The 25,679-nt window shown below is 68.5% G+C and carries 26 protein-coding genes; 13 read left to right on the top strand and 13 right to left on the bottom strand.

Annotated elements, in window-relative coordinates; genetic code table 11:
• Positions 1 to 18 precede the first annotated feature (18 nt).
• The gene (locus tag AC5RVD_RS00950; protein ID WP_494113830.1) at positions 19 to 825 is read right to left on the bottom strand and encodes a class I SAM-dependent methyltransferase; all 807 of its coding nucleotides are present in this window, start codon (positions 823 to 825) and stop codon (positions 19 to 21) included.
• A gap of 356 nt (positions 826 to 1,181) precedes the next feature.
• On the opposite strand from AC5RVD_RS00950, the gene dnaK reads away from it, so the two are divergent.
• The 4 genes from dnaK (at position 1,182) to AC5RVD_RS00930 (ending at position 5,318) form a co-directional block, all read left to right on the top strand.
• Positions 1,182 to 3,056, top strand: a complete 1,875-nt coding sequence (gene dnaK, locus AC5RVD_RS00945; RefSeq protein ID WP_494113831.1) for a molecular chaperone DnaK — start codon at positions 1,182 to 1,184, stop codon at positions 3,054 to 3,056.
• Positions 3,057 to 3,058: 2 nt separating this feature from the next.
• The gene (locus AC5RVD_RS00940; protein ID WP_494125658.1) at positions 3,059 to 3,724 is read left to right on the top strand and encodes a nucleotide exchange factor GrpE; all 666 of its coding nucleotides are present in this window, start codon (positions 3,059 to 3,061) and stop codon (positions 3,722 to 3,724) included.
• Positions 3,725 to 3,854: 130 nt separating this feature from the next.
• A complete protein-coding gene (locus AC5RVD_RS00935; RefSeq protein ID WP_494113833.1) occupies positions 3,855 to 4,826 on the top strand; it encodes a DnaJ C-terminal domain-containing protein in 972 nt (323 codons plus the stop codon).
• A gap of 69 nt (positions 4,827 to 4,895) precedes the next feature.
• On the top strand, positions 4,896 to 5,318 hold the full coding sequence (locus AC5RVD_RS00930) for a heat shock protein transcriptional repressor HspR (RefSeq protein ID WP_493978112.1): 423 nt from the start codon (positions 4,896 to 4,898) through the stop codon (positions 5,316 to 5,318).
• A gap of 105 nt (positions 5,319 to 5,423) precedes the next feature.
• On the opposite strand, the gene AC5RVD_RS00925 is transcribed toward AC5RVD_RS00930, so the two are convergent.
• Positions 5,424 to 5,984, bottom strand: a complete 561-nt coding sequence (locus tag AC5RVD_RS00925) for a COG4315 family predicted lipoprotein (protein ID WP_494113834.1) — start codon at positions 5,982 to 5,984, stop codon at positions 5,424 to 5,426.
• A gap of 233 nt (positions 5,985 to 6,217) precedes the next feature.
• Here AC5RVD_RS00925 and AC5RVD_RS00920 point away from each other — a divergent pair, with 233 nt between their 5' ends.
• Positions 6,218 to 6,715 (top strand): sigma-70 family RNA polymerase sigma factor, encoded by a 498-nt coding sequence (locus tag AC5RVD_RS00920; protein WP_494121118.1) that lies wholly within the window; start codon positions 6,218 to 6,220, stop codon positions 6,713 to 6,715.
• Positions 6,712 to 7,371: a zf-HC2 domain-containing protein gene (locus AC5RVD_RS00915; RefSeq protein ID WP_494125657.1), complete on the top strand. Its 660-nt coding sequence runs from the start codon at positions 6,712 to 6,714 to the stop codon at positions 7,369 to 7,371. The genes AC5RVD_RS00920 and AC5RVD_RS00915 overlap by 4 nt, the downstream gene beginning before the upstream one ends.
• Positions 7,372 to 7,404: 33 nt before the next feature.
• Here AC5RVD_RS00915 and trmB read toward each other — a convergent pair whose 3' ends face one another.
• Positions 7,405 to 8,316 carry a tRNA (guanosine(46)-N7)-methyltransferase TrmB gene (gene trmB / locus AC5RVD_RS00910; RefSeq protein WP_494121116.1) on the bottom strand — a complete coding sequence of 304 codons (912 nt, stop codon included), beginning with the start codon at positions 8,314 to 8,316 and terminating at the stop codon, positions 7,405 to 7,407.
• A 237-nt stretch (positions 8,317 to 8,553) separates the two neighbouring features.
• On the opposite strand from trmB, the gene AC5RVD_RS00905 reads away from it, so the two are divergent.
• Together AC5RVD_RS00905 and AC5RVD_RS00900 are read left to right on the top strand one after the other, a co-directional pair.
• A complete protein-coding gene (locus tag AC5RVD_RS00905; protein ID WP_494125656.1) occupies positions 8,554 to 10,263 on the top strand; it encodes a DEAD/DEAH box helicase in 1,710 nt (569 codons plus the stop codon).
• Positions 10,264 to 10,485: 222 nt separating this feature from the next.
• Positions 10,486 to 10,917 (top strand): YccF domain-containing protein, encoded by a 432-nt coding sequence (locus AC5RVD_RS00900; RefSeq protein ID WP_494113670.1) that lies wholly within the window; start codon positions 10,486 to 10,488, stop codon positions 10,915 to 10,917.
• A 52-nt stretch (positions 10,918 to 10,969) separates the two neighbouring features.
• On the opposite strand, the gene AC5RVD_RS00895 is transcribed toward AC5RVD_RS00900, so the two are convergent.
• Entirely contained in the window at positions 10,970 to 11,440 is a 471-nt protein-coding gene (locus tag AC5RVD_RS00895; RefSeq protein WP_494121114.1) for a pyridoxamine 5'-phosphate oxidase family protein, read from the bottom strand.
• A gap of 230 nt (positions 11,441 to 11,670) precedes the next feature.
• On the opposite strand from AC5RVD_RS00895, the gene AC5RVD_RS00890 reads away from it, so the two are divergent.
• Positions 11,671 to 12,237 carry a YceI family protein gene (locus tag AC5RVD_RS00890; protein WP_494125655.1) on the top strand — a complete coding sequence of 189 codons (567 nt, stop codon included), beginning with the start codon at positions 11,671 to 11,673 and terminating at the stop codon, positions 12,235 to 12,237.
• A 31-nt stretch (positions 12,238 to 12,268) separates the two neighbouring features.
• Here the strand turns inward: AC5RVD_RS00890 and AC5RVD_RS00885 are convergent, their stop codons facing one another.
• Positions 12,269 to 12,826 carry a HutD/Ves family protein gene (locus AC5RVD_RS00885; RefSeq protein ID WP_494125654.1) on the bottom strand — a complete coding sequence of 186 codons (558 nt, stop codon included), beginning with the start codon at positions 12,824 to 12,826 and terminating at the stop codon, positions 12,269 to 12,271.
• Between the two features lie 20 nt (positions 12,827 to 12,846).
• The gene (locus AC5RVD_RS00880; protein ID WP_494125653.1) at positions 12,847 to 13,383 is read right to left on the bottom strand and encodes a GNAT family N-acetyltransferase; all 537 of its coding nucleotides are present in this window, start codon (positions 13,381 to 13,383) and stop codon (positions 12,847 to 12,849) included.
• A 214-nt stretch (positions 13,384 to 13,597) separates the two neighbouring features.
• Here AC5RVD_RS00880 and clpB point away from each other — a divergent pair, with 214 nt between their 5' ends.
• Positions 13,598 to 16,222 carry an ATP-dependent chaperone ClpB gene (gene clpB / locus AC5RVD_RS00875; RefSeq protein WP_494125652.1) on the top strand — a complete coding sequence of 875 codons (2,625 nt, stop codon included), beginning with the start codon at positions 13,598 to 13,600 and terminating at the stop codon, positions 16,220 to 16,222.
• 78 nt (positions 16,223 to 16,300) lie between these two features.
• On the opposite strand, the gene AC5RVD_RS00870 is transcribed toward clpB, so the two are convergent.
• On the bottom strand, positions 16,301 to 17,503 hold the full coding sequence (locus AC5RVD_RS00870) for a septum formation family protein (RefSeq protein ID WP_494125651.1): 1,203 nt from the start codon (positions 17,501 to 17,503) through the stop codon (positions 16,301 to 16,303).
• Between the two features lie 264 nt (positions 17,504 to 17,767).
• On the opposite strand from AC5RVD_RS00870, the gene AC5RVD_RS00865 reads away from it, so the two are divergent.
• Positions 17,768 to 17,998, top strand: coding sequence for a DUF3073 domain-containing protein (locus AC5RVD_RS00865; RefSeq protein ID WP_493978099.1), 231 nt, complete (start codon positions 17,768 to 17,770; stop codon positions 17,996 to 17,998).
• 119 nt (positions 17,999 to 18,117) lie between these two features.
• On the opposite strand, the gene AC5RVD_RS00860 is transcribed toward AC5RVD_RS00865, so the two are convergent.
• From AC5RVD_RS00860 to AC5RVD_RS00835, 6 genes are all read right to left on the bottom strand, one after another.
• Positions 18,118 to 18,618 carry a 2'-5' RNA ligase family protein gene (locus tag AC5RVD_RS00860; protein WP_494125650.1) on the bottom strand — a complete coding sequence of 167 codons (501 nt, stop codon included), beginning with the start codon at positions 18,616 to 18,618 and terminating at the stop codon, positions 18,118 to 18,120.
• A 104-nt stretch (positions 18,619 to 18,722) separates the two neighbouring features.
• Complete coding sequence (purM, locus tag AC5RVD_RS00855) at positions 18,723 to 19,838, bottom strand: phosphoribosylformylglycinamidine cyclo-ligase (protein WP_494125649.1); 1,116 nt, start codon at positions 19,836 to 19,838, stop codon at positions 18,723 to 18,725.
• A complete protein-coding gene (purF, locus tag AC5RVD_RS00850; protein ID WP_494113678.1) occupies positions 19,835 to 21,388 on the bottom strand; it encodes an amidophosphoribosyltransferase in 1,554 nt (517 codons plus the stop codon). Before purF ends, purM begins: the two co-directional genes overlap by 4 nt.
• 72 nt (positions 21,389 to 21,460) lie before the next feature.
• Positions 21,461 to 21,919: a hypothetical protein gene (locus tag AC5RVD_RS00845; protein WP_494113679.1), complete on the bottom strand. Its 459-nt coding sequence runs from the start codon at positions 21,917 to 21,919 to the stop codon at positions 21,461 to 21,463.
• Between the two features lie 10 nt (positions 21,920 to 21,929).
• Positions 21,930 to 22,292 carry a sterol carrier family protein gene (locus AC5RVD_RS00840; RefSeq protein ID WP_494113680.1) on the bottom strand — a complete coding sequence of 121 codons (363 nt, stop codon included), beginning with the start codon at positions 22,290 to 22,292 and terminating at the stop codon, positions 21,930 to 21,932.
• 19 nt (positions 22,293 to 22,311) lie between these two features.
• Positions 22,312 to 23,316, bottom strand: a complete 1,005-nt coding sequence (locus AC5RVD_RS00835) for an asparaginase (RefSeq protein ID WP_494113681.1) — start codon at positions 23,314 to 23,316, stop codon at positions 22,312 to 22,314.
• 67 nt (positions 23,317 to 23,383) lie between these two features.
• Here AC5RVD_RS00835 and purD point away from each other — a divergent pair, with 67 nt between their 5' ends.
• The gene (gene purD / locus AC5RVD_RS00830; protein ID WP_494113682.1) at positions 23,384 to 24,697 is read left to right on the top strand and encodes a phosphoribosylamine--glycine ligase; all 1,314 of its coding nucleotides are present in this window, start codon (positions 23,384 to 23,386) and stop codon (positions 24,695 to 24,697) included.
• Between the two features lie 12 nt (positions 24,698 to 24,709).
• Entirely contained in the window at positions 24,710 to 25,666 is a 957-nt protein-coding gene (locus tag AC5RVD_RS00825; protein ID WP_494125648.1) for a phosphoribosylaminoimidazolesuccinocarboxamide synthase, read from the top strand.
• The last annotated feature ends 13 nt before the right edge of the window (positions 25,667 to 25,679 follow it).

Raw genomic sequence — 25,679 nt, 5'->3', positions numbered from 1 at the left:
CCGTCCCGCCGGCGGGGATCAGGGTTTGCGGGCCAGGATCTCGCCGTTGGGGATCAGGAACCACGCATCCGGGGCGGCGGCCCACGTCAGCCAGCCGCGGGCAATGCGTTCCAGCCCGGCCCGGTCGATCAGTCCCCGCTCCAGCGACTGTTCGGCGTAGCCGGAGTGCAGGACCCGCTCGGACCATACGTCGCCCTGCCAGCGGCGCTGCTCCTCGGTGGCGTACAGCCAGTTGGACGACGACGGAGTGATGTCGTGGAAGCCTGCCGCCTGCGCCCAGGAGATGAGGTGGCGGCCGGCATCCGGTTCCGCGCGGTTGCCGCGGGCGAGCTGCTGGTAGGTGTCCATCCAGTCGTCGAGTTCGGGCAGTTCCGGGTACCAGCTCATGCCGTGGAAGTCGGCGTCCCGGACGGCCACGATGCCGCCGGGCTTGACCACACGCCGCATCTCGTAGAGCGCGGCGACCGGGTCGGTCAGGTGCTGGAGGACCTGGTGGGCGTGCACCACGTCGAAGGTGTCGTCGTCGAACTCGAGGTCGTAGATGTTGCCGGCGACGAAGGTTGCGTTCTCGATCCCGCGCAGGGCGGCGAGTTCGGCCGCCTGGGTCAGGACGTCGTCGGACCGGTCCAATCCGGTCACCTGTCCCGGGGCCACCCGTTCTGCCAGATCCACGGTGATGCTGCCCGGGCCGCAGCCCACGTCCAGCAGCATCATCCCGGGCTTGAGCTCCGGCAGCAGGTACGCCGCGCAGTCCTCGGCCGTCCGGATCGCATGGGCCTTGACCACGCTCTTGTGGTGTCCGTGTGAGTAGACCTCGTCCTTCATAGTGGGAGACTACTCCGCGCCCCCGCGGCCACGTAGCTGCCGTGCCGGAATGTTGCGCTATTTGTCGGCCGCTTGTCGGCCGCGGTGACCTCGGAACAGGCGGCTTCGGTGGCGGCGATGATGGCCGCCAAACAACCGCCCTGCCGCTGCCGCCCGCCGCGGGTCCCGCTACCCATCCAGCCAAACTTGAGTCCGGTGCGCTCAACTTGATTGACAATGGCCGTCGTCCGAGTAAACTTGAGTGCAGAAGGCTCACATCGGTCGCCGCCCGCAGCGGCGCCGCCCGGGTACGCCCGAATGATGGGCTGCCACAGTAATCGAGGCCGCGAAAGCGGCCGCAAAGGAAGGACACGCGTATGTCTCGTGCAGTAGGTATCGACCTCGGAACCACCAACTCCGTTGTTTCTGTTCTGGAGGGTGGCGAACCCACCGTCATCGCCAACGCCGAGGGTGGCCGCACCACGCCGTCCGTCGTCGCATTCTCCAAGTCCGGTGAGGTGCTGGTCGGTGAGATCGCCAAGCGCCAGGCCGTCAACAACATCGAGCGCACCATCGCCTCGGTCAAGCGCCACATGGGCACCGACTGGAAGACCGAGATCGACGGGAAGAACTACACCGCGCAGGAAATCTCCGCCCGCATCCTGCAGAAGCTCAAGCACGACGCCGAGTCCTACCTGGGCGAGAAGGTCACCGACGCGGTCATCACCGTTCCGGCCTACTTCAACGACGCCGAGCGCCAGTCCACCAAGGAAGCCGGCGAAATTGCGGGCCTGAACGTGCTGCGCATCGTCAACGAGCCGACCGCAGCCGCGCTGGCCTACGGCCTGGACAAGGGCAAGGAAGACGAACTGATCCTGGTCTTCGACCTCGGCGGCGGCACCTTCGACGTGTCCCTGCTGGAAGTGGGCAAGGACGAGGACGACTTCTCCACCATCCAGGTCCGCGCCACCTCCGGCGACAACCGCCTGGGCGGCGACGACTGGGACCAGCGGGTGGTCGACTTCCTGCTGAAGCAGGCCAAGTCCAAGGGCGCCGACCTGTCCAAGGACAAGATCGCCCTGCAGCGCCTGAAGGAAGCGGCCGAGCAGGCCAAGAAGGAACTGTCCTCGGCTTCCTCCACCAACATCTCCCTGCAGTACCTCTCCGTCACGCCGGAGGGACCGGTGCACCTGGACGAGCACCTCAGCCGGGCCAAGTTCCAGGAACTGACCGCGGACCTGCTCGAGCGCACCAAGAAGCCGTTCCACGACGTGATCACCGAAGCCGGCATCAAGGTCTCCGACATCGACCACATCGTGCTGGTCGGCGGTTCCACCCGGATGCCCGCCGTCGTCGAACTGGTCAAGGAAATGGCCGGCGGCAAGGAGCCGAACAAGGGCGTGAACCCGGACGAGGTCGTGGCCGTGGGCGCTGCCCTGCAGGCCGGCGTCCTGAAGGGCGAGCGCAAGGACGTCCTGCTGATCGACGTCACCCCGCTGTCGCTGGGCATCGAGACCAAGGGCGGCGTGATGACCAAGCTGATCGAGCGCAACACCGCGATCCCGACCAAGCGGTCCGAGACCTTCACCACCGCCGATGACAACCAGCCGTCGGTGGCCATCCAGGTCTTCCAGGGCGAGCGCGAGTTCACCCGCGACAACAAGCCGCTGGGCACCTTCGAGCTGACCGGCATCGCGCCGGCGCCGCGCGGCGTGCCGCAGGTCGAGGTCACCTTCGACATCGACGCCAACGGCATTGTGCACGTCTCCGCCAAGGACAAGGGCACCGGCGCCGAGCAGTCGATGACCATCACGGGCGGCACCGCGCTGTCCAAGGATGACATCGACCGCATGGTGCGGGAGGCCGAAGAGCACGCCGCCGAGGACAAGAAGCGCCGCGAGGCCGCCGATGTTCGCAACTCGGCCGAGCAGCTGGCCTACTCCGTGGACAAGCTGCTCGCCGACAACGACGACAAGCTGCCCGAAGAGGTCAAGACCGAGGTCAAGTCCGACGTCGACGCCCTGAAATCCGCACTGGAGAAGCAGGACAACGACGACGAGGTCAAGGCCGCGTTCGAGAAGCTGCAGGCATCCCAGACCAAGCTGGGCGAGGCCATCTACTCGCAGGCGCAGGCCTCCGGCGCGGCCGGCGACGGTGCAGCCGCCGGTGACGGTTCCTCCGAGGCCGGCTCCGGCGCGGCCGACGAGGACATCGTGGACGCCGAAGTGGTCGACGAAGACGAGAAGAAGTAACCATGGCCGAAAAGGGTAACGAAGAAGAACACCAGACAGAGCCGGTGAACTTCCGCGACAACCGCAAGATCGATCCGGAAACCGGACAGGTCCGCGGCGCCGCGGGAGCAACCGGGGACGCCGGCGCGGCTGCGGGGGCAACCTCCGCGGCCGGCCAGGGCGCCGACGCCGACGCGCTGGCCCAGGCGGAGCAGATCCTGAACGGGGCCGAGGTCCCCGCGGGGGAATCTGTTGCCCAAGGGACCACGTCGCAGGAAGCCGAGGAGCTGAAGAACGATCTGCTCCGGCTGCAGGCGGAGTACGTGAACTACCGCAAGCGGGTGGAACGCGACCGCGCGGTGGCCGGCGAGATGGCCGTCATCGGCGTGCTGAACTCGCTGCTGCCCGTCCTGGACGACATCGACGCCGCGCGCCAGCACGGCGATCTCGCGGACGGCCCGTTCGCGGCTATTGCCACCAAGCTGGACGGCGTGCTCAAGACCTATGGCCTGACCCGCATCGAGGAGACCGGCGTCGAATTCGACCCGAACATCCACGAGGCCTTGATGCAGCAGCCTGACGCCGAGGTGGAAATGGACACCGTCAGCCAGGTCCTGCGCCTGGGCTACAGGGCCGGTGACCGCGTGCTGCGCGCGGCCCAGGTAGTGGTAGCCGTACCGGCGGAATGACACCGGCAGGGGGCGCCCCGGCGCCCAGCCGCAGATGACGGGTTGGCCTCCGGACCGTCGGAGGCCAACCCGTCACCGTCCGGGGCTCCCGTGCCCATAGACTTTGTGACAACTGAAAGGAGGCGCCTGCATGGCTAGCCAGGACTGGGTCGAGAAGGACTTCTACAAGATCCTCGGTGTCTCCAAGGACGCATCCGATGCGGACATCAAGAAGGCGTACCGCAAGCTCGCGCGGACCCACCATCCGGATACCAACCGGGGGGACGAAGGTTCGGAAAAGAAGTTCAAGGACATCTCCGAGGCCTACTCGGTCCTCTCGGACCCGGGGGAGCGCGAGCAGTACGACGCGATCCGCGCCATGGGCAGCGGCGCGCGCTTCAGCGCCGGGGGACCCGGCAGCGCCGGCGGGCCGGGCGCAGGCGGCTTCGAGGACATCTTCGGCAACCTGTTCGGCCAAGGCACCCGCACCCGTGCCGGCTCCGGGGGCACCGTGCCGCCGGAGTTCGCCGATCTGTTCGGCGGCTTCGGCGGTTTCCCGCAGCAGCAGCAGCCGCCGCGCAGGGGCGCCGACCGCACCGCGACCACCAGCATTTCCTTCGCCGGTTCCATTAACGGCACCACCATCGGGTTGCGCGAACCCAGCGGCGAGGTGATCGACGTGCGGATCCCGGCCGGGATCAAAGACGGCCAGAAGGTCCGCGTCCGCGGCAAGGGCCAGCCCGGCCCCGCCGGCGCGGGCGACCTGATGGTGACCGTCAACGTCAAGCCCCACCCGTTCTTCCAGCGCGACGGCGACAACATCCGGATCCACGTCCCGGTCACGTTCCCGGAGGCCGCGCTGGGCGCGCAGATCGACGTGCCGACCCTGAGTGGTGAATTCGTCAAGGTCAAGGTGCCGGCAGGAACACCCTCCGGCCGGACGCTCCGCGTGAAGGGACGCGGGGTGAAGACCTCGAAGAACACCGGCGATTTGCTCGTGACCATCGACGTGGTGGTCCCGCAGAACCTTGGGAAAGAGGCCCAAGAAGCAGTCAACGCCTTCGCGGCGGCGACTGCCGGGTCCGACCCGCGCGGGAATCTTGCCGCCAAGGCCAGGTTGTAGCGGGCGGAAGTTGCAACCGGCCGGGACTGGCCGGACGGGAAACGCGCGAAGCGCAGGAGGGAGAGCACCATGAGCATCGATATGAATGCGCCGATCTTCGTGATTTCGGTTGCGGCCGAACTGGCGGACATGCACCCGCAGACCCTGCGCCAGTATGACCGTCTCGGCCTGGTCTCTCCGTCGCGCCAGCGGGGCAGGCAGCGCCGCTATTCGCAGAAGGACGTGAACACCCTGCGCGAGGTTCAGCGTCTCTCCCAGGAAGGCGTCTCGCTGGAAGGCATCAAGCGCATCCTCCAGCTGGAAAACGAGGTCGCCGCCCTCAAGGCCCAGGTCCGGGACCTCTCCGAGGAGCTGATGGCCAGGCAGCGCCGGGGCACCGACTCCAGCCGGGTGTTCGCCGCGGGCCTGGCCGGGGACGTGGTGACGCTAGCCCGCGGCCAGCGTCCGCGTCCGCGCAGCCAGGCGCTGATGGTCTGGCGTCCGCAGCGCTGATGGCCTGGCGTCCGCAGCGCTGATCCGTTCGGCCTGCGCCTGTGATCGAACGCCCGCAGCTGCCGGCCCCAAGCAGGCGGCTGCGGGCAGGATGGCGGCGTGGAGCTACTTGATCATTTCGCCGTCCGGGGCGACCACGTACCAGACGTCGTTAACGCCCTGGCCGGTGGTGTCTCCCGGGGCCTTGTCCTGGGCCCAGTAGTAGATGGGCATGCCGTTCAGTGTCACCTGCTGCTGCCCGTCGGGGGTGTCAATGAGGCCCACCTCGGCGGTGACCCCGTCGAGTTCCGGCTCTTCCTCGGCCAGTACGGGTGGCCACGCGGCCAGGCAGTCGCCCGTGCAGGCGCTTTCGCCGGAGTCCGGGACGTCCTTGGTGAAGTAGTAAACAGTCATGCCTTCGCCGTCCACCACGATTTCGCCCAGGTCGGAATCGGCCGTGGTCAAGGTGGAGGCAGCTCCGGATGCTTGCGCGCCGCCTGTCTCCGGGCCGTCTGTCTCCGGGGCCGCCGGCGTGGTCATTCCGGGGGCGCCGGCCGTCGGCGTCTCGACTGCCGGCGGTGCCTCCGGGCCGGCGGGCGTTTCCGTGCCCGAACCGCCTCCGCAACCGGCGAGGCCCAGCATGGCAGCGCCCAGCAGGGCTGTCGCGGCTGTCTGTGTGATTTTCATGGGGCTTCCTTTGCCGTCTCCCGGGCGCTGCCCGGAGCGCGGTGCCGCGGGGCGCGGCCCGCTATTGGCAAAGACGCCGGCCGCGCCCACAATGGTTCAACGTTGGGCGAGGGAATCCCGTGGGCAGGATGAACCGGAACGCCGCCGCCGTCGTCGTACCCGGTAGGAAGCCGCGCGGGGACGTTCCGACCGCCGGTGAGGCGGCCGGGGTTGCCGGCAGGGAGGAGGCGGCCGTGGCATTGGACGACGAGGCCGTGGCCCGCCTCTACCGCGACCATGCCACGGCGCTGCGCCGGTTCGTGCGCGCCGCGACCTCCGATGCGGACCAGGTGGAGGACGTGGTGCAGGAGACGATCCTGCGGGTGTGGAAGCGCGGCCCGGAAACCGACAACATGCGCGGCTACCTGTACCAAACCGCCCGGCACGTGATTATCGACGGCTACCGGCGCCGCACCCGGCGGCCGGGAGAGACCGGACTGGGCGAGGACGAGCCGGCCGTCGAAGAAGACCAGCTGGAGCGGCTCCTGCTCCGTGTGGTCATGGAGGAAGCCCTGGCACGCATCAGCCCCGACCACCGCAACATCATCCTTGCCCTGCACTACCAGCGGCTCACCTCGTCCGAAGCCGCCCGGTCGCTGGGCATTCCGCTGGGCACGGTGAAGTCGCGGGCGTTCTACGCGGCCAAGGCCCTGCGGGCCGTACTGGACGAGATGGGGGTGGGGCAGCCGTGAACACCAACGAGGAACAGCACCAACTGCTCGGCCTCTACGTCTTGGGCGGGCTGGACCGCCGCGAACGGGCGGACTTCGAAGAACACCTGGCCTCCTGCCCCGCGTGCCGCAGGGAAGCCGACGAGCTGGAATCGCTGCCCGACCTGCTGGACGCGCTGCCGCGCGACGCAGCGTTGGAGCTGGCGGCGCCGCCGCAGCATGAAGTCGAGGAACGCACCCGGGAACTGGTGGATGAACTGGCCAACCGGCGGCGGAAGGAACGACGGCGGTGGGTCGGGTTGGTGGCCGCCGTGGCGGGTGTCTGCCTGGTCGCCGGGGCGGCCATCGGGCCGTTGCTGACCCAGCAGCAGCAGCCGCCGGCGACGGAGAGTTATGTGATGACTGCCGACGGCGGCCTGCAACTGGAGCTGGCACTGGTGCACAAGGCCTGGGGCACCGAGATGCAGGTAGCGGGGGAGCAGCTGCCGCGGGACGGCCTGCTCACCCTGTGGGTGACCGGAGATACCGGCTACACCTACCAGGTGGCTTCCTGGCAGGCGACGCCGGCGGGCCGCGCCACGCTCACCGCAGCCTGCGCCATGGACACCGACGAGATCGTCCAGGTGGAACTGCGCAGCGGGGCGGACGCAACGCTGGCGGCCGTGGCTACGGACTGAGCAGGAGCAGGCCCGCAACCAGGCCCCTGCGGATCAGTTCCGGCGGTAGGCGAGGTCGAAGATCATCCGGCCGGCGTCGTGGGCCTTCTGCTCGAAGCTGGTCATGGTCCGGCCGTCGAAGCGGGGCGCCCAGCCGCCGAGCTCGTCCATGCCTTCACCGGTGCTGGCATTGCCGGTACTGACCGGGATCTTGCCTTCGCGCACCGGGGCGCCGCCCACCACGCCTTCCACGCCGCTTTCCCAGACCTGGGTCAATGGGCTGTCCTTGCCGGTACGCTCGCCGGCATGCAGGTTGCGGAAGTCCGGCGAGGCATCCGCGACCCGGCGCATCTGGATCGCGTAGTCGGACCAGTCGGTGGCCAGCCGCCAGATCCCGCCCGGCTGCAGGACGCGGGCGGCAAGGCCCGCGAAGCTCTCCTGCACGAGCCGGCGCTTGTGGTGACGGGTCTTGTGCCACGGGTCGGGAAAGAACACCCAGAGTTCGGCCACCGAGGACTCGGGCAGCATGGTCGCGAGGGCGTCCGGGGCGTTGACCTGCGCCACACGCACGTTGGACAGGCCGTGCTGTCCAATCCGCAGCAGGGTCTGCGCCAGCCCAGGCCGGTAGACCTCCAGGGCCAGGAAGTTCCACTCCGGGTGCTGCTCCGCGGCATGGCAGACGGCCTCGCCCAGGCCGGAGCCGATCTCCACGACCAGGGGTGCCTCGCGTCCGAAAGCTGCCGCCGCATCAAAGACAAAGGCCGGGTCCACGGTGGTGTCGCCGCCGTGCCGGGGGAGGTCCACGGCGAACTTCGGGCCGTATTCGTCCCAGGCTTGCTGGCGGCGGCCCTGCAGCCGTGAGCCGCGTCGTACAAAGCTGACCGGACGGGCGAGGTGGGTGGGCTGCGTGAGGCGCGCGCCGTCGTCGTGCACGGGAACATCAGGGGTGGGGGAGTCGCTGGTCATCCCCACCAGAGTATCGCCCGTGCGCGGGCGGCCCGCACGTGCTGCTAGACTTGAACTACTCGGAGGCGCAGTTTGACGCGTTTCCCTGCGTCGATGAACGCTTTCAATTGCACCGCCGCTATCCGTCTAACGACGTGACCGGGCAGATCCGGGCGGTTGGCACTGTCTGATTTTTCTTCGGCGACCCTGGGCTAACCTGCCGCGGGGACACTGACCGGAAGACATTCGCACTTTCTTATGACTACTTTTGTTGCCCTTGGCGTGCCCAAGTCCCTTGCTTCGAAGCTCGCTGCCGATGGCATTGAAGCTCCGTTCCCCATCCAGACCGAGACCCTGCCCGATACGCTGGCGGGCCGGGATGTGCTGGGCCGCGGCCGCACCGGCTCCGGCAAGACGCTGGCGTTCGCGCTGCCGCTGGTGGCCAGGCTCGCCGAGCGCGAAGCCGCCCATTTCCGCAAACCCGGACGCCCGCTGGGCCTGGTTCTGGCTCCGACCCGCGAGCTGGCCACCCAGCTCAACAACACCATTGAGCCGCTGGCGGCCGAGCTGGGCCTGAACACCACGGTGATCTACGGCGGCGTCTCGCAGCAGCGCCAGGAAAAGGCGCTGCGCGCCGGCGTCGACATTGTGATTGCCTGCCCGGGCCGGCTCGAAGACCTGATGAAGCAGAAGATCATCACGCTGGAATCGGTGGAAATCACCGTCCTGGACGAGGCCGACCACATGGCCGACTTGGGCTTCCTGCCCGTGGTGAAGAAGCTGCTGGACACTACGCCGGCCGGCGGCCAGCGCATGCTGTTCTCCGCGACCCTGGACAACGGCGTGGACAAGCTCGTGCAGCGTTACCTGTCCAGCCCCCTGACCCACTCCGTGGACGACCCGCAGGCCGCGGTCACCACCATGGAACACCACGTGCTGGTGACCCGCGATGCCTCCGAAAAGAAGCAGGTGCTCAACCGGCTCGCCGCCGGTGCCGGGCGCCGCGTGCTGTTCACGCGCACCAAGCACCACGCCCGCAAGCTGGCCAAGGCCCTCACCGACGCCGGCATCCCGGCGGTGGACCTGCACGGCAACCTGTCGCAGAACGCCCGCGACCGCAACCTCGCAGAGTTCTCCTCCGGCCATGTGCGCGTGCTGGTCGCCACGGACGTGGCCGCCCGCGGCGTGCACGTGGACGACGTGGAACTGGTGATCCACGTGGATCCGCCCACCGAGCACAAGGCGTATCTGCACCGTTCCGGCCGTACCGCCCGCGCCGGTTCCGACGGCACCGTCGTGACCCTGGCGCTGCCGGAACAGCGGCTGGAAGTCGGCAAGCTGATGAAGGCCGCCGGGGTGGACGTAGCCTTCGAAAGCGTCACGGCTTCCTCGGAGCTGCTGGCGCACCTCGTGGGCGAGGTTGCCGCACCCGTGGATCCGCAGTTGCGGGCCCAGCAGCAGGCAGCGAACCTGCCGCAGCGCGGCGGCGGCACCTCGACCGGCGCCAACGCCCAGCGCAAGCGGGCCATGCGGTCCGGCGGCCGCGGCGGCCGGACCCGTTCCGGTGAAGCCCGTTCCGGTGAGGCCCGCCAGGCCTCCGGCGCCGCCCGCGCCGGCGGCCCGGAGAACGGCCAGCGCCAGCCGGCCCGCGGCGAAAGCCGCGGCCAGGCCGGCCGGGACGTTGCCGCCCGCAGCCACGGCAGCCATCGCAGCGCCGCAGGTTCTGATTCCGCCGCACGCCGCGGCCAGTCGGGCACCGCAGCAGGCGGCCGCAGCGGCTCGGGGCCGGCACGTTCCGGCGCCCCGGCCCGGTCGGGCGGCGCACAGCGCGCCGCCGGCGGTCAGCGCTCCGCGGCCGGCACCCGGCCGGTCTTCAGGTCGGAGACTCCGGCGGCCGAGCGTCCGGCCCGCCGTGGCCCGCGCCGCGCCACGGCACCGGCTTCGCAGGAAAAGCGCCGGACAAACTAGGCCCGGCGCACACAGCCGAACGCCGCAGGGCGGTCCCTTCGTACGGAGGGGCCGCCCTGCGGCCTTTTGTTTTCCCAGAGGGAAAGGTTCTGTAGTGCTGGTTGCCGCGATCCTTCCCCTGTCCGCGAGATCCACGGGTTCCGCCCAAACAACAACGCATTAGGGGGACGCTCAGGGGCATCCCGTATGGCGTCCGACCATGTCACTGGCGAGAATGGTGGGATGAAGGCACTTCTGAACGTTATCTGGCTCCTGTTTGGCGGCATTTGGCTGGCGCTGGGCTACTTTCTGGCCGGCATCGTCTGCTGCCTGCTGATCGTGACGATCCCCTTTGGCATCGCCTCGTTCCGGATCGCGGGCTACGCGTTGTGGCCGTTCGGCCGCATGGTGGTGGACCGCGGCGGGCGCACCTACTTCATGTCCACCGTGGGGAACATCATCTGGTTGCTGGTCGCCGGCATCTGGATCGCGATCGGGCATGTGCTGACAGCGGTGGCGCAGGCCATCACCATCATCGGCATTCCGCTGGCGATCGCGAACCTCAAGATGATTCCGGTGTCCCTGACGCCGCTGGGCAAGGAGATCGTGTCCACCGACCGCGCGTTCCCGGGGTATGTTCCCGGCTATCAGCCGGGCGCCATTACGTGGCGCTGACCGGAGGATGTTGACCGGCCGACGTTGTTGGCCGGCCGGTCCCGAGGGCGGGCTACTCGATCTGCAGGCGGCGGCTGTCGCTGAGCCCCGGAATGCGGCGGGCTGAAGCCGGCACCACAAAACGCCGTCCGGTGACCACAGTGGGAACGATGCGGACGAAGTTGTTCTTTTCGCCCGACTGCCACGGGAACAGCGGCAGCATGGCCGATTCCAGGACTTCCTCAATGGTGTCCATCCGCTGGGCGCTGCCGCGCGCCACTGCGCTCCAGGCGACGCCCGTGGTCGGATCGAAGCCGTCCACCTCCAGAACCACTTCGCCTGCAAGGGCGGCATCGAGCTTGGTGCCCGGGGCCGAGCGGAACACGATGCTGCCGTGGTCCACTACGTAATTGACCGGAAAGATCTCCGGGTGGGACTCGACGACGACTCCGAGCCGGCCGAAGTCAGCGCTGCGGAACAATTTCCAGCAATCGGCCACAGGCAGCTGTGTCGTCGATGAAGGCAGCTCGTTCGCGGCGGTCATGGTTTCAGTTTATTGATCCCTGACCGGCGGGGATAGGGTGCGCATTCCGCCCGCCGGGGGCCGCTACGGGCCGCTGGAGCAGCCCCGAAATTCACGCGCCGATGTGGTGCAATGCGTCCCATTATGTGCTGGAATTACCACACGAGCCGCATGCGGCTGAAGGGGTCGGCCAGGCGCATCCATCTGGCTTTTGGGGAGGGCAGTGCCTGTGCCAGAGGAGGAGCGCTGCCATGTCCGAACTATCTCCTGATCTATCCGGCGAGTGGCGGTTCGATCCGGCGCATACGCGGATTGGATTTTCGACCCGCCATGCCATGGTGACCAAAGTCCGGGGTGCGTTCAACGACGTGGAAGGCATCATCCAGGCCGACGTGGATAACCCGGCTAATTCGTCGGTCAAGGTCACGATCAAGGTCGCCAGCATCGATACCCGCAGCCCGCAACGCGACGAGCATTTGCGCACCAATGACTTTTTCGATGCGCCCAACTACCCGGAGATCACGTTCGTCAGCACCCGCATCGATCAGGTGGAAAGCGCAAACTTCATCGTGAACGGCGACCTGACCATCCGCAGCATCACCAAGCAGGTCGCGGTTCCGATTGACTTTGTCGGCGTGGAGCGGGACCCGGGCGGGCAGCTCCGGGCCGGCTTTGAAGGCTCCCGGCGCATCGACCGGCAGGAGTTCGGCGTCAAATGGAACACGGCACTGGACTCGGGCGGCATGCTGGTGTCGGACCGCGTGATGCTGGAGTTCGAGGTCTCCGCCGTCAAGGTCGAGGACACCGCCGCGCCGTAAGCAGCCGGCGCGCCCGGATAATCCGCCGCCCTCAATCCCCGGCCGGGTATACCGACACCAGTGCCGCGAAGCCGCGCCCGCTGACCTCGGTCGTCCCTGCACCGACCACCGTGTCGTAGGTATCCAGTGGCTGGGCCGTGCCCTCCGCCGTCGCCTGTGCCTGGCCCTGGAGCAGCACCAGGAACTGTCCGTCGGCCAGCTGCAGCGGCTGTTTTTTGGACAGCTCGACGATCAGCAGGCCGGCGCCCCAGGCCCCGCGGCGGGTCATGACGTTCAGCGCGCGGCACGGTCCCGTCGGCAGGCTGCAGTCCGTGCTGCTCCCGCCGTCGAAGCGGAAGGGGCGGTAGCGTTCCATCCGGTGCTGGCTGCCGTCCACGGTCAGGAAGGCGACGTCGCCGTCCACGACGGTGAATATCCGGTCCACGCCCGGATATTCGGAGAAGCTGCCGTCCGAGGTGATGTCCGCCAGGCTCAACCGCCAGCCGGGGAACCCGTCCGCGCCGGCGTCACCGGCCGCCAGTTCCCTGGTCACGCCGCCGCCGTTCCGCCACCGCTGTTCCTTGAGCGCGGCTGCGCGAATGATTTCCACTGGGACTCCTTGACCGGATGTTAAAGCTGCCGGTCCCAGTTCAGCACATAAGCGTCCTGGTAGCCGTCCGCGCCGCTGACCGCCGCGGCCTCGTTCCGTTCGAAGCCCAGCGAGGTGACGATGCGCAGGGACGCGGTGTTGGCCGGATGGACCAGCGCCAGGATCGGCGGCAGTTCCAAAAACTCGTTGGCATGGGCGACGACGGCGGTCACCGCCTCGCGCCCGTAACCGCGGTGCCACACGGCGGGGTCGAAACGGTAGTAGAGACTGAGCACGGGGCGGCCGGACAGCGCCACGTGCTTGACGCCGGCGAAGCCGATGGCGTCTTCGCGGCCGGGCAGGCGGACGGCGAAGTAGCCAACGCCGTGGTCCTCCCACTGCGCTTCCCAGCGCTGGAAAAGGCCCTCGGCTTCCTCGTTCCAGATGAGCGCGTCGGAAGGATTGAACCGCGTGGTGCGCCGGTCGGAGAGGATCCTGAACATGGCGCCGATGTCCTCCGGCGTCGGCTGGTTCAGCAGCAGCCGGGCAGTCTCCAACATGGTTTCCGTCGTGGCCACCTCCGTCCTGCTTCCTGCACGTCCCCGATACAGCCTATTCGCCGGACGCCCTTCCGGGCAGGCCGCCGGAGCGACAAGATGGGTCGTGGGCAAGCAGGCTCCGCAACCTGTGGATAACTTTACTTCCAAAGTTGAGTGAAGTAGACTCAACTTAGCTTTTAGGCCAGCACTGAGGCGCTGGCCAGAACCATTCCGAAGTGAACGGAGACAAGAGTTGGACGCTAAATTCACCACCAAGAGCCAGGAAGCGCTGTCGGCTGCGGCCATGAACGCCTCGACGGCGGGCAATCCGCAGATCGAGCCCGCCCACCTGCTCAAGGCCCTGATGGACCAGCGCGACGGCGTGGCCGTTGCCGTGCTGAAGTCCGCCGGGGCCGATCCGGACTCGGTGAGTGTCCAGGCGAGCACCGCGATCAAGGCGCTGCCGGCGTCATCGGGCTCCTCCGTGGCACAGGCGCAGTACTCCCGGGGACTGCTCCAAGCGGTGCAGGCCGCGCAACAGGAGGCGGAGAAGCTGGGAGATTCCTACGTCTCCACCGAGCATTTGCTGCTGGGCCTCGCGGCGGACAGCGCCGCCGTCGGGAAGATATTGCGCGGCGCCGGTGCCTCCCATGAGGCGCTTCTCGCCGCCCTGCCGGGCGTGCGCGGCGACCGGAAGGTCACCAGCGCCGATCCGGAGAACACGTTTCAGGCGCTGGAGAAGTTCGGCACCGACCTGACCGCCATCGCACGTTCCGGGAAGCTTGATCCGGTGATCGGCCGGGATGCGGAAATCCGCCGCGTGGTCCAGGTGCTCTCGCGCCGCACCAAAAACAACCCCGTGCTGATCGGCGAACCCGGGGTCGGCAAGACCGCCGTGGTGGAGGGCCTGGCCCAGCGGATGGTGGCCGGCGATGTGCCTGAATCGCTGCGCGGCAAGACGCTGATGTCGCTGGACCTCGCGGCCATGGTGGCCGGCGCCAAGTACCGGGGCGAGTTCGAGGAACGACTGAAGGCCGTGCTGGAAGAGATCAAGAACTCGGACGGGCAGATCGTCACCTTCATCGACGAGTTGCACACCGTCGTGGGCGCGGGGGCCTCCGAAGGGTCGATGGATGCCGGCAACATGCTCAAGCCGATGCTGGCCCGCGGCGAGTTGCGGCTGATTGGCGCCACCACGCTGGACGAATACCGCGAGAACATCGAGAAGGATCCGGCGCTGGAGCGGCGCTTCCAGCAGGTCTACGTGGGGGAGCCGAGCGTCGAGGACACCATCGGCATCCTGCGCGGGCTCAAGGAGCGCTACGAGGCGCACCATAAGGTGTCGATCGGGGACTCCGCCCTGGTGGCGGCCGCGACGCTGTCCAACCGCTACATCTCCGGCCGGCAGTTGCCGGACAAGGCCATCGACCTGGTGGACGAGGCCGCCTCCCGGCTGCGGATGGAGATCGACTCGGCGCCCGAGGAGATCGACCAGCTGCGCCGCGCCGTCGACCGTCTCACGATGGAAGAACTGGCGTTGGCCAACGAGACGGACGCAGCCTCCCGGGAACGGCTCGAGGCGCTGCGGGCCGACATGGCGGACAAGAAGGAGCAGCTGGCGGCCCTGGACACCCGGTGGGAGGCGGAGAAGGCCGGGTTGAACAAGGTGGGCGACCTGAAGGCCAAACTTGACGAGCTGCGCTCGCAGGCGGACAAGTCCCAGCGCGAGGGCGACCTGGCCGAGGCCTCCCGGATCCTCTACGGGGAGATCCCGACGCTGGAAAAGGAGCTGGCCCAGGCGCAGGCGGCCGAGGAGCAGGGCGGCGCCGGCCGGGACCAGATGGTCTCCGAGGAGGTGACCGCCGACGACATTGCCGAGGTGATATCCGCGTGGACCGGCATCCCCGCCGGCCGCATGCTGCAGGGCGAAAGCCAGAAGCTGCTGCAGATGGAGGAGTTCATCGGCTCGCGGCTGGTCGGCCAGTCCAAGGCCGTTGCCTCGGTTTCCGACGCGGTACGGCGCGCCCGGGCGGGCATAAGCGACCCGGACCGGCCAACCGGCTCGTTCCTCTTCCTGGGCCCCACCGGCGTGGGCAAGACCGAGCTGGCCAAGGCGCTGGCGGACTTCCTGTTCGACGACGAACGGGCCATGGTCCGGATCGACATGAGCGAGTATTCGGAAAAGCATTCCGTTTCGCGCCTGGTCGGTGCCCCTCCGGGCTACGTGGGCTACGAAGAAGGCGGCCAGCTGACCGAGGCCGTCCGCCGCCGCCCGTACTCCGTGGTGCTGCTGGACGAGGTGGAGAAAGCCCATCCCGAGGCCTTCGACATCCTCCTGCAGGTGCTCGACGACGGACGCCTCACCGACGGGCAGGGCCGCACCGTGGACTTCCGCAATGTCATCCTGGTGCTGACCTCCAACCTCGGCTCGCAGTTCCTCGTGGACCAGACGATGGACGCGGACAAGAAGCGCGAAGCAGTCCTGAACGTGGTGAACGCCAGCTTCAAACCGGAGTTCCTGAACCGGCTCGATGACGTGATCGTCTTCGACCCGCTGAGCATCGAAGAACTGTCCCGGATCGTGGATCTGCAGGTGGCGTCGCTGGCTGCGCGGCTGGCCGAACGCCGGTTGACCCTCGAGGTCACGGACGCGGCCCGCGAATGGCTGGCACTGACCGGCTTCGATCCCGCTTACGGCGCCCGGCCGCTGCGGCGGCTGGTCCAGCGCGAGATCGGAGACAAGCTGGCCCGCGGCCTGCTCGCAGGCGCAATCAGCGACGGCGACACCGTGCTGGTGGATGTACCGGAGATCGACGTCGACGGCGGGGCCGGCGGCCTCACCGTCCAGTCGAAGGTGGGGGCGGTCCGGGGCAGCTGATCCCGAGCCTCGGCCGAGTCCCAAAAGAAGTCCGGCGGCCCCGCACAGCGGTGGCCGCCGGACTGTTTCGTCCCCGGGTTACTGGTCGACGAGCGAGCCGGTGATCTCCTGGCCCTCTTCGGCGATCTTGAAGCAGTCGATCCTGCGGTCGCCCTGCGCCCACGTCTCCTTCGAAGGCATGCCGTAGGAGTCGTTGAGATCCGGCTGGTCCGCCGCGGAGTCGTTCAGGGCGACGGCGGTGCAGACCTCCTGGGCCTTGATGTTCAGTTCGTCGGCGCCCGGGAACTCTTCGTCGTCCCCGTAGGAGAAGGTGCCGACCAGCTGCGCGGTATGCGGCGTGTCACAGGTGACGACCGTCGCTTCACGCATCACGGCTTCGAATTCCGTGAAGCACTGGCCCTGCTGGAAATCAAACGGCGAGACGTTCTCCGCGACGACGCCGTCCCCGTTGGGCGTCTGTGCGGCGGTTTGCGACGACGCGGGACTGGCCGCCCCGCCGGCAGGCGAGCCGCTGGTCAGGCTGGAGACGATCATGGCGATAATCACGATGGCCACAATGACGACCGCGCCGATGATGACCAGCGGCTTCCAGTCCATTTTCCGCGCCGGGCCCGCGGCGGGATCGCCGGCGTCGTCCCCGGCGCCGTCACGGGCGCCGTTGCGGCGCAGGCCGCCGACGGCGGTGGAATACCACTTCTTCTCCGGCGCGGAGCCGTCGGAGCCGGGCGGCGCGGAGTCCCAGGACGAGGGCGGGACGGCTGCGGCCGGCGCCGCCGGTGCCCCCGCTACGACGGCGGCGCCGGGGGCAGGGGTCCGAGGCGTCTCTGGCTCCAAGGTGTCCGGTGCGGCCGCGTCGTGGGCAGGGTTGGCGGAGGCGTCAGGCTGCGAGGTGTCCGCCGGGCCGGTGACAGGGGCGGCCGGCGCGCCGCCCGCCGCGTCTCGGTCGCCGGCTGCTGCGCCGTCCGCCGGGACGTGGTCGCCCGCGGGTGCTCCCGCAGGCGCGGTGCCGCGGGCCTTGATGGCGCGGTCCTCGCGGGTACCGCCCACCAGTTCGCCGGCGGCGTCGGCTTCCTTCTCCACCTCTTCCGCTTCGGCGGCGGCTTTGGCCAGGTCGGCCTCGGTCGCGGCATCCTCACTGATGCGGGCCGGACCCAGTGTTGGCTCGGCCAGCTCTACCTCGTCGGCGCTGACGCGCAGGCTGGGATCGGGTACCTCGAGGTTCTCGGGGCGCTCCAGCGGAGGCCTCCCGTCGTCGTCAGGCCGCTTGTCCTGTTCGCTCATGGGGAAACTTGCCTTCCGTGCGTGTTGTCTTCCGGGAGAACGGGAGAACCGGTCCACGATGACTTTAGCCAACAATCGCCCGTCGCCGCACGATTTTGCCGTTTCGGGGACCCAGAGGGCCGCCTCGCGGCCCTTGTTAGCCTGCCACGAGCGGTCGGGAAAACCATGTACCCTATAGGTACGACAGAATTGATCAATTATTCCGGGGCCTCGTGCGCTAGTCGTGCGACCACTTCCGGATCGACGTACAAAGGGGGTCACGCCATGGGGCGCGGCCGTCAGAAGGCAAAAGCAACCAGGCAGGCCCGGGACATGAAGTATTTCAGCCCGGCCACTGACTTGACTGCTCTCCAGCGCGAACTCGGCGCTGCGAAACGCCATAACTCCGACACGTTTTCCGAGGAGCCATATGAGCCGGACTACTCGGACTACGAGGACAAGTACGCAGATCAGTACGACGACGACGAAGATCACGGCAGCCGCAACGTAGGTTAGCCGGCTTCGGTCGTATCCTCCCGGACGGGATCCTCACGCACCAGCCTCACTCTGCTGCACCCTTATGGGCCACGCAGCGGGGGCAACGGCTTGCGCGGAAGTGCCTTTCGGTGCCTGGCTTACGCGCCGGACTGCTGCGGCTCCGGTTTGTCCGTCAGGGACCACACGTCGATCACCCGGCGATGCCTCGGGTCCCCGTCGGGCCGCATATCCACCAGGGCCGCCTGGCCCACGTGGACTGTGTCGCCGGCGTGGAGGCGGCCTTCCGCCTGATGGCTGACGTGCGGGCGGAAGTTCTCCCGCAGGTGGTGCGGACTCAGCAGGTGGACCTCATCGCCCAGCGCGTCGAGCAGGCTGTCGTGCAGCAACTGCAGCTGTGGTTCCGGCTGTACCAGTGAGACGGGCACGGATCCGCCCCGCCCGAAGAACGCGTCGGCACCGATGCGCACGTCAAAGCCCAGGAAGCCGGAGAGCGCCGGGCCAACGCGCCCGCCGACGGCGTCTGCCGGCTCCCGGGTATCGAAGCGGGCCAACGTGATGTGCAGGGGCCACTGGCTGCGCGGGAACAGGTAGCCGGCGCTCACCGGCCTGGCGAACGCCACCACCACATACGCACCCATCCGCCCAGTGTGCCACCGGGACCGGCTGGTGGGTATGCGGGAAACAAAACCGCCCCTGCACCGTCGCGTTCGCGGTGCAGGGGCGGTCCGGTGTCCGGGCGGGCCTAGGCGTAGGAGTTCACCAAGTGGACGGCACCGCCGTCGACGCCCTTGGCGCCCTGGACATAGTCGATGCCGCCCAGGGACGGGTCGGCGGGACCCACCTGTCCCATCACCCACGCGGGCACGCCGCGCTCATTCAGGCGCTGCACGGCGGCATCGGCACTGGCGCCGTCCACAATGGCAACCATGCCGACGCCGAGGTTCAGCGTCCGTTCCAGGTCGGACTGCGGGACGTTGCCCAGCTCGCCGATGAGCTTAAAGATGGCCGGCAGCTCCCAGGTGGAACGGTCCACTGTGGCCATGAGTCCCTGAGGCAGCACGCGCGCGAGATTCGCGGCCAGGCCGCCGCCGGTGACGTGGCTGAAGCCGTGGACGCCGGCAGCCTCGTAGCGGGCCAGATCCAGGCAGTCCGCCGCATAGACGCGGGTGGGCTCCAGGAGTTCCTCGCCCAGGGTCCGGCCGAACTCGCTGACCTGCCGGTCCAGCGCCCAGCCTGCATGGTTGATCACGCGGCGGACCAGGGAATACCCGTTGGAATGGATGCCCGAGGAGGCCATGCCGATGACGACGTCCCCGTCCTTGACCCGCTCCGGGCCCAGCAGGTCGTCGGCTTCGACCAGGCCGGTGGCGGCGCCGGCAACGTCATATTCGTGTTCGCCCAGCAGGCCGGGGTGCTCGGCGGTCTCCCCGCCCACCAGGGCGGTTCCGGCCACCTCGCAGGCGGCGGCGATGCCGCGCACGATGTCTGCGATCCGCTCCGGGACCACCTTGCCGCAGGCGATGTAGTCGGTCATGAACAGCGGCTCTGCCCCGACCACCACGATGTCGTCCACCACCATGCCGACCAGGTCGAAACCGATGGTGTCGTGGATGTCCATGGCCTGGGCGATGGCCACCTTGGTGCCCACGCCGTCGGTGGAGGTGGCCAGCAGGGGCTTGCGGTACTTCAGCAGAGCTGAAACGTCGTACAGGCCGGCGAAACCGCCGACCCCGCCGATGACGTTGGCGTTGTGAGTGGCCTTGATGGCCCCCTTCATCAGCTCGACGGCCTTGTCGCCGGCCTCTACGTCGACGCCGGCGCTGGCGTAGGTGATCTGGCCCTGTTCGGGGGAGGTCATACTCGCTCTTTCTTGTCGTCGGCGGTCAGGAGCTTCTCCAGTTCTGAATCCGGCCCGGGGTCGCACGAGCCGTGTTCCTGGTCTGCGGCGCTGCGTTCCAGCAGGTTCTTGCCCAGGCGGTCCGCGGACGGCAGCTCGATCGGGTACTCGCCCGTGAAGCACGCGGTGCACAGCCGCTCGCGGGGCTGTTCCGTCGCCTCGATCATGCCCTCTTCGGAGATGTACCCCAGGCTGTCCGCGCCGAGCGACGCCCTGACATCTTCGACCCCGATGCCGTTGGCGATCAGCTCGGCCCGGCTGGCGAAGTCGATGCCGTAAAAGCACGGCCACTTGATGGGCGGGGAAGAGATGCGCACATGCACCTCGGCGGCACCGGCTTCCCGCAGCATCCGGACCAGGGCCCGCTGGGTGTTGCCGCGGACGATCGAATCGTCGATCACCACCAGCCGCTTGCCCTGCACCACGGACCGCAGCGGGTTCAGCTTCAACCGGATGCCGAGCTTGCGAATGGTCTGGCTGGGCTGGATGAAGGTCCGGCCCACGTAGGCGTTCTTGACCAGCCCCTGGCCGTAGGGGATGCCCGACGCTTCGGCGTAGCCGATGGCGGCCGGTGTTCCGGATTCCGGCGTCGGAATCACCAGGTCGGCCTCGGCCGGATGCTCCTTGGCGAGCTTCCGGCCCATTTCCACGCGGGCCGCGTGGATGCTGCGGCCGTTGATGGAGGTGTCCGGGCGGGCCAGGTAGACGTATTCGAAGACGCAACCGGCAGGCTTTTTCTCGGCGAAGCGCTGGGAGCGCAGGCCGTTCTCGTCGATGGCGATGAATTCGCCGGGTTCGACTTCGCGGACGAACGATGCGCCCACGATGTCCAGCGCGGCCGTCTCGGAAGCGACCACCCAGCCGCGCTCCAGCCGGCCCAGCACCAGCGGGCGGACCCCGGCCGGGTCGCGGGCGGCGTACAGCGTGCCTTCGTCCATGAAGGTGAAGCAGAAAGCGCCGCGCAGCTTGGGCAGCAGCTCCAGGGAACGCTCCTCGAGGGTCTGGCCCTCCTCGCCGGCCATGAGCGCGGTGACCAGCGCGGTGTCCGTGGTGTTGCCCTGGGCCAGTTCGCCGCGGTCGGGCTTGCCGAACTTCTCCAGCACCTTCTCGTACAGTTCCGCGGAGTTGGTCAGGTTGCCGTTGTGGGCCAGCGCCACGGTGCCGGTGGCGGTGGCGCCCAGCGTCGGCTGTGCGTTCGCCCAGGTGGAGCCGCCGGTGGTGGAGTAGCGGCAATGGCCGACCGCGATGTGCCCGCTCAGCGTGTTCAGCGTGGTTTCGTCGAAGACCTGGGACACCAGGCCCATGTCCTTGTAGACATTGATGCGTTTGCCGTCGCTGGTGGCAATACCGGCGGACTCCTGTCCGCGGTGCTGCAGGGCGTACAGGCCGTAGTAGGTCAGTTTTGCAACTTCTTCTCCGGGTGCCCAGACGCCGAAAACGCCACAGGCGTCCTGGGGTCCCTTTTCGCCGGGGAGAAGTTCATGGGAAAGTTTTCCGTCACCGCGTGCCACCCGCTTATTCTCTCATGCGCCCGGCGCGCGGCATCACCGAGGTGACGGGCATTACGGGTGCCCGCCGGCGTGTTACGCCTTGCGTTCGCCCTCGGTGTCGCCGTCGGTTTCGCCGTCCCGTTCGCGGGTGACGGCGGTGCTTCCGGCCCGGTCACCCGGCGTTTCCGGAAGGTCAGCGGGGCCAGCGGGGCCCTCCACTGCGGAGTCCGCCGAATCTTCCTGCCCCGGTTCGGCAACCGCCGTCACGTGCTTCGCGCGCTTGACGCTGGCCCGGTCGATCAGCAGGAACAGCAGCGATCCCACCAGGATGCCGCCCAAGGCGAACAACACGGCCAGGAAGGCGAAAACGGTGCCGCGGGTGAACTCCTCGTTCTCCGGCCCGGTGTAAGCGGACACGCCGGCCAGGACGACGCCCAGCACGGCCCAGACAAAGATGAAGGGCGCAAACTTCGGTGCCCGGCGAACGGTGACGTCGCGGCGGTCCGGCTCGATGGGTCTGCGGTCGCGAGCCGGTTCTTGCTCAGAGGTCATACGTCCCAGCCTACCGGGCGAAGAGCGGCAGCCTGTCCGCCAGTTCGGCCCGCAGCCCGGAGGCCGCCACCTTGCCCTCGGCGACGGCGGCGTCCCACCCGAGGGCGCCCGTCACGAGGGCCAGCCAGGTGGCGGGGTCGGTTTCCACCACATTAGGCGGTGTGCCCCGGGTGTGCCGGGGGCCCTCTATGCACTGGGCGACGCCGAACGGCGGCACCCGCACCTCCACGCTGTTGCCGGGGGCACGCTCGGCCAGTTCCTCCAAGGCGTACCGCACCGCCGTGGCAGTGGTCTTCCGGTCCGTGGCCCCGCCCCGCCACGCACCCACGGCGGCGTTGCCCTCCTGAGCCGGGATCCGGCGTCGTACTCCCATCGAAAGGTCCTTCCGCCGCTCAGTCCAGCAGCGCGACCATGGGCGGTGCCAGCCGCAACCGGCCGACGGGCTGGCCGCCGCCCAGCACCGGCTTGACCACGTCCTCCAGCACCGGGCCGACCTTCTCCACGTCGACGGCGCCGCAGGCGGCCAGCAGGGTCAGCGCGATCAGCGACGCGGCACGGCCGCTGCCGTCCAGGATCTTCACCGCCACCGAGACGCCGTGGGGTGTGCCCATCACGATCACGCCCTCGGCGCCGGACTTGGCAACGATCTCCAGCTGATCCATCACCACGGTGTTTTCCTGGCCCCAGCCGTGCACCGCCCACGGGTAGTCCAGCATGGCGGTGGCGATGGTGGCGGCGCGGGCATCGGCGTTCTTGTCCGCCGGCGCCTTCGCCAGCTTCCCGACGGCCCGGGCCAGGCCGGTCAACGACAGCGCGGGTGCCGGGGCGCCGCAGCCGTCGACGGCGATGTGCTCGATCTTTTCCTCGGCGTATTCCTCGATCACTTCCATCACGCGGCGCTGGAGGGGATGATTCGGTTCCAGGTAGGTGTGGGTGTTCCAGCCGTTCTCCACGCAGGCCCAGAGGAAGGCGGCGTGCTTGCCGGAGCAGTTAAAGGACAGCCGCTGCTGGCCGCGTTCGGTGCGGACCAACCAGCCGCGCGCCTGCTCGTCCTGAGGCCACGCCGGCGGGCAGCGAAGATCGGCCTCGGTCAGGCCGGCGGCCTTGAGCATGCCCTCCACCACGTCCATGTGCTCGAGCGACCCCACGTGGCTGGCGCAGGCCAGGGCCACCTGGTCACCGCGCAGCGGGACGCCGGACTGCATGGCGGCCAGGGCCTGGAAGGGCTTAAGGGTTGAGCGCGGGAAGATCGGTGCGGCGATGTCGCCGAGTTCGGTCACCACGGTGCCGTCCGCGGCCATGACCACCGCGGAGCCCAGATGGCGGGACTCGATGAAACCGTTGCGTTCAACGACGGCCAGTTCCACGGCGTCCGCGGCTTTGAATGTCTCGGGCATGGACTTAGTTTAGGGGCCGGTGCAACAACTTCGAGGCTCCGCCCCGCGCCCAGTAGGCTAGTTCCTTGTGAAGGTACTTGTGATCGGCCCCGGCGGCCGCGAGCACGCAATAATCCGTTCCCTGCTGGCCGATCCCTTTGTCACCGAGGTGCATGCCGCCCCAGGCAACGCCGGCATCGCGCAGATCGTGCCCACACACCAGGTGGACGCTAACGACCCGGCGGCGGTGACCGAGCTTGCCCGGCGGTTGGAGTCCGACCTGGTGGTGGTGGGCCCGGAGGCCCCGCTGGCCGCCGGCGTGGCCGACCCGCTGCGCGCGGCCGGGATCCCGGTGTTCGGCCCCAGCAAGGAAGCGGCCAGGCTCGAAGGCTCCAAGGCCTTCGCCAAGCAGGTCATGGCCGCCGCGAACGTGCCCACCGCCATGGCGCATGTGGCCACCAACGCCGAGGAAGCGGCCGAAGCCCTGGATTCGTTCGGGGCCCCCTATGTGGTCAAGGACGACGGGCTGGCGGCCGGCAAGGGCGTGGTGGTGACCGAAGACCGCGATGCCGCCCTGGCGCACGCCCAGGCATGCTTCGACGCCGGCGGTTCCGTGGTCATCGAGGAATTCCTCGACGGCCCGGAAGTCTCCCTGTTTGTGATTTCTGACGGCGAACGCGCCATTCCGCTGGTGCCGGCGCAGGATTTCAAGCGGATCTTCGACGGCGACGAGGGCCCGAACACCGGCGGCATGGGCGCCTACACCCCGCTGACCTGGCTGCCGCCCGGCTTCGTCGACGAGGTCATGGACCGCGTGGCGCTGCCAACCATCCGCGAGATGGCCCACCGCGGCACCCCGTTCGTGGGCGTGCTGTTCTGCGGGCTGGCCGTCACCAGCCGCGGCGTGCGGGTGATCGAATTCAACGCCCGCTTCGGGGACCCGGAAACCCAGGCGGTTCTGGCCCGGCTGCGCACTCCGCTGGGCGGGCTGCTGCTGGCCGCCGCCAAGGGGGAACTGGACGACGCCGAACAGTTGGTCTGGTCCAAGCGGTCTGCCGTAACGGTGGTGTTGGCCTCGGAGAATTACCCGGGGACTCCGCGCACCGGGGATCGGATCCGCGGCCTGAAGAAAGCCAACGCCTTGACCGACGTGCACGTGATCCACGCCGGGACCGCCCTGGACGAGAACCGCAAGGTGGTCAGCGCAGGCGGACGGGTACTCGCCGTCGTCGCGCTGGGTGAAGACCTGGTGGAAGCCCGCGAACGCGCCTACGAAGGCATCGAAGCCATCAGCCTGGAGGGGTCGCAGTACCGCAACGACATTGCCCTGTTGGCCGCCGAGGGCAAGATCAAGGTGCCCGCGTCCGGCACGAACTCCCGGGCCGGCGCACAGAGAGACTGAGGACCGTCAACCATGGCATTTGCCCCCGAAGTACTCGAACTGCCCGGCTGGAAGCACGTCTACTCCGGCAAGGTCCGCGACCTGTACGTCCTGGCCGCCCCGCAGCAGGTGGAGACGGCCAGCGACGACATTGCCGCCGAGGGCCTGTTGGACCGGCGCAACGATACCGTGCTGGTGGTGGCGAGCGATCGGATCAGCGCCTACGACCACGTGCTGTCCAGCGAGATCCCGGACAAGGGCCGGATCCTCACCCAGCTGAGCCTGTGGTGGTTCGAACAGCTCGCCCAGGGGGACAACCCGGTGGCGCACCACGTGGTGTCCACCGAGGTGCCCGACGCCGTGGCCGGCCGGGCGATGGTCTGCAAGAAACTGGACATGTACCCGGTGGAATGCATCGCCCGCGGCTACCTCACCGGGTCGGGACTGGCCGAGTACCGCCAATCCCGGACCGTGTGCGGGTTGCCCCTGCCCGCCGGCCTGGTGGACGGCTCCCGGCTGGAGCCCGCCATCTTCACACCCTCGGCCAAGGCCGAAGTGGGCGAGCACGACGAGAACATCACCTACGACGCCGTGGTCCAGACCGTCGGCGCTGAGACCGCCGCCCGGCTGCGCGAGAAGACCCTGCAGATCTACACGCGCGCCGAAGAGATCGCACGGGAGCGGGGAATCATCCTCGCGGACACCAAGGTTGAGTTTGGCATCGACCCGACGACGGGGGAGATCACCTTGGGCGACGAGGTGCTGACCCCTGACTCGTCGCGGTTCTGGGACGCGGAAACCTATGAGCCGGGCCAGGCGCAGCCGTCGTTCGACAAGCAGTTCGTGCGCGACTGGCTGACTTCGCCGGCCTCCGGCTGGGACAAGAATTCGGACACCCCGCCGCCGGCCCTGCCGGAGGAGATCGTGCAGAAGACGCGGGCCCGCTACGTCGAGGCCTACGAACGGCTCACGGGCCGGACGTTCGCCTGACCGGCAGTTGAAC

The organism is Arthrobacter sp. THG-b23 (assembly GCF_059091265.1).
The sequence above is the reverse complement of the archived record's forward strand: the minus strand, read 5'-3'. Positions and strand labels throughout refer to the sequence as shown.

Coding starts and splice junctions, on each gene's coding strand:
- AC5RVD_RS00950 (WP_494113830.1), bottom strand. CDS start 825: ATGAAGGACGAGGTCTACTCACACGGACACCACAAGAGCGTGGTCAAG.
- dnaK (WP_494113831.1), top strand. CDS start 1,182: ATGTCTCGTGCAGTAGGTATCGACCTCGGAACCACCAACTCCGTTGTT.
- AC5RVD_RS00940 (WP_494125658.1), top strand. CDS start 3,059: ATGGCCGAAAAGGGTAACGAAGAAGAACACCAGACAGAGCCGGTGAAC.
- AC5RVD_RS00935 (WP_494113833.1), top strand. CDS start 3,855: ATGGCTAGCCAGGACTGGGTCGAGAAGGACTTCTACAAGATCCTCGGT.
- AC5RVD_RS00930 (WP_493978112.1), top strand. CDS start 4,896: ATGAGCATCGATATGAATGCGCCGATCTTCGTGATTTCGGTTGCGGCC.
- AC5RVD_RS00925 (WP_494113834.1), bottom strand. CDS start 5,984: ATGAAAATCACACAGACAGCCGCGACAGCCCTGCTGGGCGCTGCCATG.
- trmB (WP_494121116.1), bottom strand. CDS start 8,316: ATGACCAGCGACTCCCCCACCCCTGATGTTCCCGTGCACGACGACGGC.
- AC5RVD_RS00905 (WP_494125656.1), top strand. CDS start 8,554: ATGACTACTTTTGTTGCCCTTGGCGTGCCCAAGTCCCTTGCTTCGAAG.
- AC5RVD_RS00900 (WP_494113670.1), top strand. CDS start 10,486: ATGAAGGCACTTCTGAACGTTATCTGGCTCCTGTTTGGCGGCATTTGG.
- AC5RVD_RS00895 (WP_494121114.1), bottom strand. CDS start 11,440: ATGACCGCCGCGAACGAGCTGCCTTCATCGACGACACAGCTGCCTGTG.
- AC5RVD_RS00890 (WP_494125655.1), top strand. CDS start 11,671: ATGTCCGAACTATCTCCTGATCTATCCGGCGAGTGGCGGTTCGATCCG.
- AC5RVD_RS00870 (WP_494125651.1), bottom strand. CDS start 17,503: ATGAGCGAACAGGACAAGCGGCCTGACGACGACGGGAGGCCTCCGCTG.
- AC5RVD_RS00865 (WP_493978099.1), top strand. CDS start 17,768: ATGGGGCGCGGCCGTCAGAAGGCAAAAGCAACCAGGCAGGCCCGGGAC.
- AC5RVD_RS00860 (WP_494125650.1), bottom strand. CDS start 18,618: ATGGGTGCGTATGTGGTGGTGGCGTTCGCCAGGCCGGTGAGCGCCGGC.
- purM (WP_494125649.1), bottom strand. CDS start 19,838: ATGACCTCCCCCGAACAGGGCCAGATCACCTACGCCAGCGCCGGCGTC.
- AC5RVD_RS00845 (WP_494113679.1), bottom strand. CDS start 21,919: ATGACCTCTGAGCAAGAACCGGCTCGCGACCGCAGACCCATCGAGCCG.
- AC5RVD_RS00840 (WP_494113680.1), bottom strand. CDS start 22,292: ATGGGAGTACGACGCCGGATCCCGGCTCAGGAGGGCAACGCCGCCGTG.
- AC5RVD_RS00835 (WP_494113681.1), bottom strand. CDS start 23,316: ATGCCCGAGACATTCAAAGCCGCGGACGCCGTGGAACTGGCCGTCGTT.
- AC5RVD_RS00825 (WP_494125648.1), top strand. CDS start 24,710: ATGGCATTTGCCCCCGAAGTACTCGAACTGCCCGGCTGGAAGCACGTC.